Origin of the sequence: Paenibacillus yanchengensis (genome assembly GCF_042684845.1) — a bacterium.
GTDB classification, from domain to species: Bacteria; Bacillota; Bacilli; order Paenibacillales; family Paenibacillaceae; genus Pristimantibacillus; species Pristimantibacillus yanchengensis.
Window position 1 is genome coordinate 25,311 of record NZ_JBHUMH010000045.1, and the last position, 11,731, is coordinate 37,041.

9 protein-coding genes and 1 riboswitch are annotated in these 11,731 nt (G+C 40.2%); all 9 genes read left to right on the forward strand.

Annotation, left to right across the window (positions count from 1 at the left end; all coding sequences use genetic code 11):
• Positions 1–120 precede the first annotated feature (120 nt).
• The 9 genes from ACFSTH_RS12175 to thiO all read left to right on the forward strand — a co-directional run bounded on the left by ACFSTH_RS12175 (position 121) and on the right by thiO (position 11,295).
• The gene (locus ACFSTH_RS12175) at positions 121–1,566 is read left to right on the forward strand and encodes a bifunctional metallophosphatase/5'-nucleotidase (protein WP_377773991.1); all 1,446 of its coding nucleotides are present in this window, start codon (positions 121–123) and stop codon (positions 1,564–1,566) included.
• A gap of 132 nt (positions 1,567–1,698) precedes the next feature.
• Complete coding sequence (locus tag ACFSTH_RS12180; RefSeq protein ID WP_377773993.1) at positions 1,699–2,817, forward strand: HD-GYP domain-containing protein; 1,119 nt, start codon at positions 1,699–1,701, stop codon at positions 2,815–2,817.
• Positions 2,818–2,931: 114 nt separating this feature from the next.
• A complete protein-coding gene (yfkAB, locus tag ACFSTH_RS12185) occupies positions 2,932–4,083 on the forward strand; it encodes a radical SAM/CxCxxxxC motif protein YfkAB (RefSeq protein WP_377773995.1) in 1,152 nt (383 codons plus the stop codon).
• Positions 4,084–4,108: 25 nt separating this feature from the next.
• Positions 4,109–5,143: a sporulation integral membrane protein YtvI gene (gene ytvI / locus ACFSTH_RS12190; RefSeq protein WP_377773997.1), complete on the forward strand. Its 1,035-nt coding sequence runs from the start codon at positions 4,109–4,111 to the stop codon at positions 5,141–5,143.
• Positions 5,144–5,229: 86 nt separating this feature from the next.
• Positions 5,230–5,333: riboswitch (TPP riboswitch) on the forward strand.
• Between the two features lie 203 nt (positions 5,334–5,536).
• Complete coding sequence (thiC, locus tag ACFSTH_RS12195; RefSeq protein WP_377774007.1) at positions 5,537–7,294, forward strand: phosphomethylpyrimidine synthase ThiC; 1,758 nt, start codon at positions 5,537–5,539, stop codon at positions 7,292–7,294.
• The gene (locus ACFSTH_RS12200) at positions 7,287–8,423 is read left to right on the forward strand and encodes a ThiF family adenylyltransferase (RefSeq protein WP_377773999.1); all 1,137 of its coding nucleotides are present in this window, start codon (positions 7,287–7,289) and stop codon (positions 8,421–8,423) included. Before thiC ends, ACFSTH_RS12200 begins: the two co-directional genes overlap by 8 nt.
• 27 nt (positions 8,424–8,450) lie before the next feature.
• A complete protein-coding gene (gene thiE, locus ACFSTH_RS12205) occupies positions 8,451–9,338 on the forward strand; it encodes a thiamine phosphate synthase (protein WP_377774001.1) in 888 nt (295 codons plus the stop codon).
• A gap of 4 nt (positions 9,339–9,342) precedes the next feature.
• A complete protein-coding gene (locus ACFSTH_RS12210) occupies positions 9,343–10,137 on the forward strand; it encodes a thiazole synthase (RefSeq protein WP_377774003.1) in 795 nt (264 codons plus the stop codon).
• A gap of 36 nt (positions 10,138–10,173) precedes the next feature.
• Positions 10,174–11,295 (forward strand): glycine oxidase ThiO, encoded by a 1,122-nt coding sequence (thiO, locus tag ACFSTH_RS12215; protein WP_377774005.1) that lies wholly within the window; start codon positions 10,174–10,176, stop codon positions 11,293–11,295.
• Positions 11,296–11,731 lie beyond the last annotated feature (436 nt).

Sequence of the window (11,731 nt, forward strand, 5' to 3'; positions counted from 1 at the left end):
TACAATATGTAATAGTTTCATAGACATTGTTATAAATTTAATAACAGTTTTCTATACAACTGTTTTGAACAGCATTATAATAAACTAATATAATAGTCAGAAAGCTAGTTGTAGCAGGAGGTGCACCAGTTGGCACAGCAACGAGATAGGGCGATAACAATATATCACAGTAATGACATTCATAGCCGATTAGAAAATGCAGGGAAAATTGCTACGATGATTGCTCATGAAAGAAGGCTAATTGGAAGCGATCGTGTACTAGCTGTCGATTGTGGGGATCATATGGATCGCACACGATTAGAAACGGAAGGTAGTATGGGAGAGGTTAATGCGGCATTGCTCTATGAAGCTGATTATGATGTTATTACGCTAGGTAACAATGAAGGTCTTACGTTTACGATGGATGATCTGAAGACAGCATATGAGCACCATGCAAAGTTTGCTGTTGTTTGTGCCAATTTAGAACGAAGTTCTGATCAGCAGCAACCTGATTGGCTACAACGAAATACAATTATAAATAAAAATGGAATTACGATAGGGATAACCGCAGTTACCGCCTATTTCCATCAAGTATATCGATTGATCGGATGGCATGCAACGGAACCAATTGCAGCAGTGCAACAACAGGTAGCTCAAATGCGAGAGCAGGTCGATCTTGTCATTGTATTATCACATCTTGGTTTAACGATGGATTATAGATTAGCGGAACAAGTTGACGGTATAGATATTATATTTGGAGCACATACGCATCATCTAATAGAAGAACCAATTATACATCATGGTGCAGCTATTTGTGCTGCTGGAAAATTTGGTGATCATGTGGGAAGGGTGGAAGTTGTGTTTCCCGCTGGCAGTAATCAGCCGATTATTCGGGGAGAATGTTTGCCAACAGCAGCTATAGTGGAACGGGAAGAACAAACGAGTATTATTTATAACTATCGCAACCATGCAGCCGTAAAATTGCAACGAGTAATTACTACTTTGGAGCGACCGCTCCCTGCACTGTTAGATCGTGAGTCAGAACTGCCAAATTTACTAGCGATTGGTTTGAAAAATTGGATGAAAGCGGATATTGGTCTTGTTAACAATGGGCAGCTACTCGGTGGTCTTGCTTCTGGAGATGTGACTGCTGGAGAGCTTCATGCACTATGTCCGTCGCCAATTAATCCTTGTTTGATGGAGTTAACCGGAAGAGATGTAAGGCTCGCATTAGAGCAGTCATTGCAATCAGAGTTTATTTACAAACCAATTAAAGGTTTTGGTTTTAGAGGGGAAAGGCTAGGTAAATTAGCATTAGCAGGGTTAACTGTTCATTATAGTTTAGAGGAAAACGAAGTAGCTATTATTCATAAAGTAGAAGTAAATGGTCAGTTGTTACGTGATGATCAGATGTACCGAGTAGGTACTATTGATATGTTTTGTTTTAAAATTGGTTATGAATCACTGGCTAGCGCAAAGATCAATCAATTATTTATGCCTGAATTTTTACGTGATATTATTGAAACAGAGCTTGCCAATGCTGTAAGTTTAAATCAATGCCAACAGAAAACATGGCTGCTTATATAACGGTTGTAAGAAGGAATAAAAAAGCGGAAAAAAAGAAGGAAAATCGACGGCTTTTGTCGAAAATTATATTTAGAACCTTAAAAAGAGCTCGGTTTATTATAGTATGATATTAATGGGGGAAGGATCGATTATATGCGCTTGCTTCCAGTGACCAATTGTAAGCCAGGGATGCGGCTTGCTAAAAAAATATTTTCTGAAGAGGGCTTAGTGCTACTGAGTGAAGGAGTTGAGCTAACGAATCGATTAATTCAACGACTATCGGAGTACGGCATTCAATATGTCTATATACAAGATGCTAAAACGGAAGATATACAGGTGCAAAGCTTAATTAGTGACGAAACATTTCATGTTGCTTTGAAGGGAATACGAACGACGTTTAATGAAATGATTGCAAAGCCAAAGCAAAAAAAGGGAGAAACACATCCTTATATAGCAGGACCATTTAAAGAGATGATGGGATTAATTATTGAGGATTTGTCTAACCATAAAGATGCCATGATTATGCTCATGAATATGAGCATTGTTGACCATTATTTATATCAACATTCGTTGAATGTATGTGTGTATACAACATTGTTAGGGTTATCCCATGGTTATTCTCGCGATGAAACGATGGTACTTGGGCTCGGCGCATTATTGCACGATGTCGGTAAAACGCAAATTGATTTAGATATATTAAAAAAGCCAGGGAAGTTAACCGAAGATGAATATAGCAAAATGCAAAGCCATTCTTTCGCAGGTTATCAAATTTTGAAGAAAGAGCCTAACTTGCCATTATTAGTTGCTCATTCTGCATTACAACATCACGAACGCTTGGACGGAAGTGGCTACCCTAGAGGGATAAAGGGAAACGATATTCATGAATATGCGAAGTGGATTGGCATTGTTGATTCTTATGATGCGATGACAACTAACCGAGTATATAGAAGACCGTTGTTGCCACATGAAGCGGTGGAGCGATTATATGCAGGCTCAGGTACATTATATGAACAGTGGATGCTGCAATATTTTCGAGATCATGTAGCTATTTATCCGCTTGGTATTACTGTTCATTTGAATACTGGAGAAGTTGGCGTAGTTGTTAAAATTCACTCGGGTTATCCTCACAGACCGGTTGTCCGCATATTGTATAATGAGGCAGGGGAAGAGTTGAAAGTGCCATATGAAATAGATTTGGCAAGTCAATTAACGGTAATGATTGTTGATGTGAACAATTTAAATAAAAGTGTAACTTTAGTATCCGGAATATAGAAGGAGCCTTCATAGGCTCCTTTTTACAAACCATGGAGTAAGATTTGCTTTTGATGCTAGCAGAGTATTAAAATAGTAGTAGCAAAATATGAAAGAAACAGGTGTGTATAAGTAATGAGTAGAAGTAATTCGCCATACATTAATAGTAGAGAGAAAATGAGACAAGTTATTCTATCACCACAAAATGATCCTTGGGATCCCCTCCGATCGTTGTTACAATACGGTACACATAAGTTAACTAGTGTTGAAATGACGGTTACTAATTTATGCAATATGCGCTGCGAGCATTGTGCGGTAGGCGATACACTTGTGTTCGCCGAACCGGACAAAATTCCATTGAAGCAAATGCTAGATCGATTAGAAGAAGTAGAACATTTGGAGACGATCAGTATTACTGGAGGAGAACCGTCTTTTTCGGAAAAAACAGTGCAGCAATATATTGTACCGCTTTTGAAATATGCGAGAGAGAGAGGGCTTCGTTCTCAAATTAATTCGAATGTTACTTTGCCGTTTAGTCGATATGAACCATTAATTCCTTATTTGGACGTTATGCATATTTCCTTTAACTATACTTCTGCTGAGGAGTTTCATCAGATCGGATTTGCGAATGCTAATCATAAAGTAACGGCTCAAGCAACAGCAAAGTTATATGAGCGAATGATTGATAATGCCCGCAAATTAAGTGAAACGGATATGTTAGTGTCTGCGGAATCAATGATCAATTATCGAACGCACGAAAAAATCGATCAAATCCATCAGTTAATTGTAGAGATGGGCTGCAAACGACATGAAGTTCATCCAATGTATCCAAGTGCATTTGCAAAAAATTTACCAGTTATTTCACGACAACAAATGTTAGCAGCGATTGAACGTTTATTAGATCATCGCCAGAAAGATATTTGGATGTTGTTTGGGACATTGCCGTTTTATCAGTGTAGTGATGATGCGAAAGAACGGAAGCTATTGACTAGACTGGCTAATGAACCAAATGTTACTGTTCGTAATGATCCTGATGGTAGAAATCGATTGAATGTTAATCTGTTTTCTGGTGATGTGTTTGTTACTGATTTCGCTGAGGTTCCAGCGTTTGGAAATATTGCAGATGCCAAGTTAGATGATATGTTTAATGAGTGGTTGCAAGGTTCTTTAGCACAGAGTGTCAATTGTTTTTGCCCTGCTGCATCTTGTGCTGGACCTAATTTACTCGTAAAAGATATGTACTATAAAGAAGTTGATTTTTTGCAGCGTAGTGCACATATAGATTAAAAAAAAATAAGAGAGGTGAAAACATTTGTCGATCAAAGCGATTGTCTCTATAGCGGTAGCACTATTGTTGCTTTACTTGTTATTTACAGCCGGCGCTCCGTTTGTATTAGCGCTTGTAATTGCCATATTTTTAGAGCCAATCACGCAGTTTTTCATTAAAAAATGTAAGTTTAATCGACTAGTTAGTTCTACTATTTCTAGCGTTTTATTTACTGTTTTGTTACTTGGAGCAGTTGCATTGTTAGGTGTGAAAATTGTTGCGGAAGTGAATGCATTTCTACAAAGAGTTCCTCAATATTTAAATAGTGCTGGTAACTTTTTTGACTACATATTAGAGGAATCAACGACTTTATTTGAAAATATGCCTCCGGATGTAGCACAACAATTGGAAAACTGGGTATCCAGTCTTACCTCTAGTTTAGCTTCGATGGCAGCAAGTTTATCTAAATCAGTCCTTTCATTTGCAACAGCTTTACCGGAGTTGTTCGTCTTTTTTATCGTGTTTATGGTTGCAGTATTTATGTTTAGCTATAGTTTAAATACGTTGAAACAATCATTTTTAACGTTATTCGAAGAAAAGTCTCATCAAAAAGTCGATAAAGTGTTGCAAAATTTAAGAAAATCTATTTTTGGGTTTATTCGATCTCAATTTATTTTGAGCGCTATGACCTATTTGTTGGCACTTGCCGGACTACTAATATTAAACATAAAGTTTCCGATGGCGATTGCATTGTTAATCGTTATTGTGGATATACTGCCGATTTTAGGTACTGGTTCTGTATTAGTTCCATGGGCAAGTTATCAGTTACTAACAGGTGATGTTTTTACTGGTATAGGTTTGATTATATTGTTCTTAGTTATTACAGTTGTTCGTCGTATAGTAGAGCCAAAAGTACTAGGCGATTCGGTTGGTATTGGGGCATTACCGGCGTTAATTAGTTTGTATGTTGGTTTCAAATTAGTTGGTGTCATCGGTGTGTTTTTGGGACCAATCGTTGTTATTATTTATATGGCTGCGCGTCAAGCAGGATTGTTTCAAGCGAAAATTAAATTGGAATAATCAGAAAGCATCCTATTTAATTACCATATTTGTTTAAAAAACACAAGAGTTGACGATTTTTTTTATACAAGTTATAGTTTAAGAAGGAAATCCACTAGGGGCGCCAATATGGCTGAGATAAAGCAGAAGCTTTTGTCCCTTAGAACCTGATCTGGGTCATGCCAGCGTAGGAAAGTGGTAGCGAGCTTGTTTTATTTTATAATGAGCTTTGCGCTTGGAAATGATAATTTATTCAAATACGCATCGATACTTTTATTTCTAGCTTGTACAATCATTCGAGTTGGATCGGTGTTTTTGGGTGGATAAGTTATTATTCTCCGTTACTTTCTCATATGTCTGTATTGACCTCTAGGTGGGATTTATATTATTCCATTAGGAGGTTTTTTTGTGTCTATGTTTCAATCTGCGTTGCCAGGAAGTAAAAAAGTGTATGTCGAAGGTAGTGATCCAACGATTCAAGTTCCGATGAGAGAAATCGCTTTGTCTGATAGTACGGATCGTAATGGAGAGCTGTTTCAAAATGAACCAATTCGGGTTTATGATTCTAGCGGTCCTTATACGGATATAGCGTATAGTGCTGATGTACGACAAGGGTTACCGAAACTACGGCAACAATGGATAGCGAGTCGATTGGATAGCGAACAATATGACGGGAGAGAAATCAAACCACAAGATAACGGGTTTTCTTCCATGACAACGATGAATCAGCGAGGTTCAGAATTGTTCCCGCTAGTTAATAAACGTCCATTACGTGCGAAGTCTGATCAAAATGTAACGCAGCTTCACTACGCTCGAAAAGGAATCATTACCCAGGAAATGGAGTTCATTGCTATTCGTGAAGGAATGGAGCCGGAATTCGTTCGAAGTGAAGTAGCTGCTGGGCGTGCTATTATTCCCGCTAATGTTAATCATCCGGAAAGTGAACCAATGATTATTGGTCGTAACTTTCACGTTAAAATAAATGCTAATATCGGAAATTCAGCTGTAGCATCTTCGATTGAAGAGGAAGTAGAGAAAATGACGTGGGCGACTCGTTGGGGAGCCGATACGATTATGGACTTGTCTACAGGTAAAAATATTCATACTACTCGAGAATGGATTATTCGTAATAGCCCTGTTCCGGTTGGAACGGTGCCGATCTATCAAGCGCTTGAGAAAGTAAATGGAAAAGCAGAAGATTTGAGCTGGGAAGTGTTTCGAGATACGTTAATTGAACAAGCAGAACAAGGTGTTGACTATTTTACTATTCATGCTGGAGTATTGTTGCGTTATATTCCGCTAACTGCGAAGCGGGTAACTGGCATTGTATCACGTGGTGGTTCAATTATGGCAGCGTGGTGTTTGGCACATCATCGAGAGAATTTTTTATATACGCATTTTGAAGATATTTGCGAAATTATGAAGCAATATGATGTTGCGTTTTCGCTTGGAGATGGGTTAAGACCAGGCTCTATCGCTGATGCTAATGATGATGCGCAGTTTGCGGAGCTAGATACGCTTGGGGAACTAACTAAAATTGCTTGGAAGCATGATGTACAAGTAATGGTGGAAGGACCAGGGCATGTACCTATGCATTTGATCAAAGAGAATATGGATCGGCAGCTAGCTGCATGTGATGAAGCGCCTTTCTATACGCTTGGACCATTAACAACTGATATAGCACCGGGATATGATCATATTACTTCTGCAATTGGTGCAGCGATGATTGGTTGGTATGGTACTGCTATGCTGTGCTACGTTACTCCGAAAGAACATTTGGGCTTGCCGAATAAAGATGATGTGAAGGAAGGGGTTATTACATACAAGATTGCTGCTCATGCTGCTGATTTGGCAAAAGGGCATCCTCGTGCAAAGCAGAGAGATGATGCGCTATCGAAAGCAAGATTTGAGTTCCGTTGGCGTGATCAGTTCCATCTAGCGCTTGATCCAGAACGAGCACTTGCTTATCATGATGAAACATTGCCAGCAGAAGGTGCGAAAACAGCTCATTTTTGTTCAATGTGTGGTCCAAAATTTTGTTCTATGCGAATTACGCAAGATATTAGGCAATATGCGGAGGAAAAAGGGTTAGATTCGGTAGAAGCGATTGAAGAAGGAATGAAGGAAAAAGCAGCAGCCTTTAAAGCGGCAGGGCATGAGATTTATGGGTAAATCGTCTGGTGATGTAATCTGGCAAGATCGATATTCTCGGCAAATAAAATTTGCTGCTATAGGTCAGTCAGGTCAACAGCTATTGCAAGAGGCGACTGTTTTAATTGTTGGCAGCGGAGCATTAGGAGCTTCGCTGGCGCAACATTTAACTAGAGCAGGTGTGAAAAAAATTAGATTAGTCGATAGAGACTATGTGGAACCTAGCAATTTGCAAAGACAGATGTTGTTTACTGAACGAGATGCGTTGCAGATGTTGCCGAAAGCAATTGCTGCTCGAGAAGCTTTGCGACAAATAAATAGGGAAGTAGAAATTGAAGCAATTGTAGCGGAAGTAAGTAGAAGTAATGTGGCAGATTTTATGGATGGCGTGCAGTTGGTACTAGATGGTACGGACAATGCGGCGATTAGATTGCTGCTTAGCGATAGTTGTTTTGCACTCGGAATTCCTTATTTATTTGGCGGGGTAGCAGGTGCAGAAGGAATGAGCGCGCTATTAATTCCTGGACAGACTGCTTGTCTGCGATGTGTTATTGGGGATGAATCACTACTTGGTAATGCAGATACATGTGATACGGTCGGCGTACTTTCGCCGGCTGTCGAAATGGTCGTTGCTATGCAAATAATGGAAGCGTTGAAGTGGTTAACGAACAATAGAGCAGCGCTTCATGGAGAGTGGGTTAGCTTTGACCTATGGTCGTTGTATATTCGTCGTTCTCGCTTACCAAAAAGAGTAGAAGCTTGTTCACATTGTGCTGTGAAGGAAATTGCCGCTGGGCATGAGGATGATTTCCAACAAAACTTACCAAGTAGCGATAGCGATCAAACGATAGATATTTCAAATAACAGGTATGAAGCAGCAGTATTGTGTGGGAGAGACAGTATTCAGGTGACTGTATCCGAAGAGGTAAATTTGAATCTAGATTTGGAGAAGCTTGTTATCCAGTTGCAGCAGCTTGGTTGTTCGATTTTTCAAAATAAGTATTTGGTAAAAGCTACTGTTATTACTGGTGAAAGACTTGTAGTGTTTGGCGATGGTCGTATTTTAGTACAAGGAACTAGTGAAATAGAGAAAGCTTATCAGCTTTGTGATCAGTACATTTTGGCTTTAGATTTAGAGCAATCAATTTAAGAGCTGGTGGGAGGGAGGAAAAGCGCTATGTTTCAACAGCAGGAACAAATGGATGTAAATAAAAAGTCTGCATTGCAATTTTCATTATATGCTATTACGTCGGGTTCGAGTAATATGTATGGTCAATCGATGGTGGATGTGATGGAGCAAGCGATTTTGGGTGGCGCTGATATTGTTCAGTTGCGGAATAAAGCTGGCAGTAGAGCAGAAATAATGGAGCAGGCGGAACAATTGCGCCGACTAACTAAGCGCTATCAAGTACCTTTTATTATGAATGACGATGTGTCCATTGCAAAGGAAGTAGGAGCAGACGGTGTGCATTTGGGGCAAGATGATTTGTTGCAAACGTCTGTGTATGAAGCCCGAAATATACTCGGGGATAATGCAATTATTGGCGTAAGTACGCATCATTTGGATCAAGCATTAGCTGCACAGCATGCGGGAGCGGATTATATTGGTGCAGGACCAGTATTTGCAACTCCTACTAAGCCAGGACGGGCAGCGGTATCTACTAGTTATATTCAGCAGTTAGCACAGCGAGTGACGATTCCATTTGTTGCGATTGGTGGTATTAGTTTGGACAATGCCTCGGAAGTATTGTTAGCAGGTGCTTATCGGTTATGCGCAGTTCGAGCAATTACAGATAGTGCTGAACCGAGAGCAGTCTGTGAGCAATTCCGTTCTCTGATGCAGCAGTATCGTTTACCTCCCAAATGGATGATTTGTAATGGTGTGCGTCGAGAAATATATGCTGTTACGATAGAACAATTAATAGACGAATTGACGATTAGCGAAAAACAAAAACATTTTGTAGTCGAGTTAAATAAGGAAATATTACCGCGTAGTCGTTGGTCGGAGCCATTGTTAACCGAAGAAGCTTCTGTGGAATTAATTACATTTGTTGGAGGAGGCTAATAGGTTGGAACAGCAGCAATCTAATTTGACTATTGGTGGAGTGGAATTACAATCTCGATTGTTATTCGGTACGGGGCGATTTCCGAGTCCAGCTATTTTACAAGAAGCTTTAACAGAATCAGAGGCACAAATCGTAACATTTGCCATAAGAAGAATGGATTTGGATAGTGTAGCAGATGACTCAATTATGCAGCATATAGCCGACCGATCATTAATTTATTTACCTAATACTTCAGGTGCAAGAACAGCAGAGGAAGCCGTTCGAATAGCGCATCTCGCTCGGGGAGCAGGGCTGGGGGATTGGATTAAGGTGGAAATTAGCAGTCATCTAAAAACGTTACTACCCGATCCTTTGGAGACGCTTCGTGCAACAGAAATGTTGGTTAACGATGGGTTTACAGTATTGCCATATACGACAGATGATCCGATGTTATGCAAAAAGTTAGAAGAAGTAGGGGCGGCTGCGGTTATGCCTGGTGGATCGCCGATTGGTAGTGGGTTAGGTATACTGAACAGCTATCATTTGCAGTTAATTATTGAAGAAGCAACTGTTCCGATTATTGTTGATGCAGGGATTGGTTCGCCACACGATGCGATGCTAGCTATGGAGTTAGGCGCTTCGGCAGTATTGGTAAATACGGCTATTGCGAAAGCACACGATCCTGTATTAATGGCAAAGTCATTTAAGCTGGCGATTGAAGCGGGAAGGTTAGCGAATAGAGCAGGCAGAATTCCACGGAAGAAATATGGATCAGCGAGTAGTGATTTAGCAGGTTCGTTATTTGCAGAAATGATGTAGTAAATTGACAGAGATGATGTAGGAAAAAGGATAGAGATGATGAAAAAGGAATCTGTAGTTATCATTGGCGGCGGAATTATTGGATTGGCTTGTGCGTATGAAGCAGCGAAGCGTAATTATCAAGTAACGATTATAGAACGAGTCAACTTTGGCGGGCAAGCATCAGGAGCAGCGGCAGGTATGTTAGCTCCTTATTCTGAATTGACGGAACAGCCGGATGAGTTTTTTCAGTTATGTACGAGTAGTTTGCATATGTATGCGGCGTGGGTGGATGAAATAGAACGAGAAGCTGGGCAATCGGTTGAATATAGGAAAACAGGAAGCTTATATGTATGTCAGCATGAAGCGGATATCCAGCCGCTAATGACAAGGTCGTTATGGCAAAACCAGTATGGAGCAGCAGCGGAACTCTTGACGGGAGCGGAACTGCAACATTTGGAAGCGGGATTAACAGATGGAGTAGTAGCTGGTATCTATACGGCAAAAGAAGGGCATGTCCATGCTCCGCGGCTGGTAGACGCTTTAATGCATTGTTGTCACAAGATTGGTGTAACGATGCTAGATCATGTAGGGGATATCGTTGATATAAACATCGGTGAACAAGGCGTACAGGTTACATCTTTGCGTGGGGATACGGTTAGTGCAGATCGTTTAATAGTCAGTGCAGGTGCTTGGAGTGGTCAGCTAGAAAAATGGCTATCTATTCGACTACCGATTCATCCGATTAGAGGGCAAATTTGCGCCTATAACAATGAAGCTGTTCCGTTGCACCATGTTATCTTTAGCAGTCAAGCGTATTGGGTGACCAAAAATGATGGAAGATTAATATGTGGGGCATCCGAGGATGTGGCTGGATTTACAGTAGAAGTAACTGAACGAGGTATAAATAGACTAATTAGATCAAGTGAGCGCTGGATTCCTGCGCTGCGACAACAAAACATAATAAGCAAGTGGGCAGGATTGCGACCAGCTACGCGCGATGGATTTCCATTTATCGGAAAGGTTGATGCCGCTGGGCAAGTCATAATGGCGGCAGGGCATTACCGAAATGGCATCTTACTCAGCCCAATAACAGCTAAATTAGTCGCAGATTGTTTGGATCACAAACCGGATGTTATGGAGCAACTGTCTACGTTTCACCCACTTCGCTTTACCTAGAACCACTTTCTATCTGCTAACAAAATAAGTATCAAACAAACGTATATTTTCTAAAGTGCTACGTGCGCGAGGAATGTTGAAGCCATATCATAAATGCGAACCATGATATAAGTGATTGTGGAGATGATATGGCAGGATAGGATAGGGTAGGGGAAGGGAAAGCGGAGTGAGTTTGTACGAAAAAACTTATAAAGGGCATGATAAGATGGGTAGAATGTAAGTTTTATATGAAAAATCGTATAAACAGGCATGAAAAGACGGGTGGAATGGAAGTTTTGTTTGAAAAATCGTATAAAGGGTCATGAGCAGAGTAAAGTCCATATAATTGTGTAAAATGCATCTGGAAGAAAATAAGAAGAGCCATGATGAATTATTTCCTTTAGAATGAAGTTGTCGAGACCACATTCCATGGAGGGATTCATCATGACTCAATATC

Excerpts from the sequence above, each read along its gene's own strand:
- ACFSTH_RS12180 (WP_377773993.1), top strand. The coding sequence starts at position 1,699 with ATGCGCTTGCTTCCAGTGACCAATTGTAAGCCAGGGATGCGGCTTGCT.
- yfkAB (WP_377773995.1), top strand. The coding sequence starts at position 2,932 with ATGAGTAGAAGTAATTCGCCATACATTAATAGTAGAGAGAAAATGAGA.
- thiC (WP_377774007.1), top strand. The coding sequence starts at position 5,537 with ATGTTTCAATCTGCGTTGCCAGGAAGTAAAAAAGTGTATGTCGAAGGT.
- ACFSTH_RS12200 (WP_377773999.1), top strand. The coding sequence starts at position 7,287 with ATGGGTAAATCGTCTGGTGATGTAATCTGGCAAGATCGATATTCTCGG.
- thiE (WP_377774001.1), top strand. The coding sequence starts at position 8,451 with ATGTTTCAACAGCAGGAACAAATGGATGTAAATAAAAAGTCTGCATTG.
- thiO (WP_377774005.1), top strand. The coding sequence starts at position 10,174 with ATGATGAAAAAGGAATCTGTAGTTATCATTGGCGGCGGAATTATTGGA.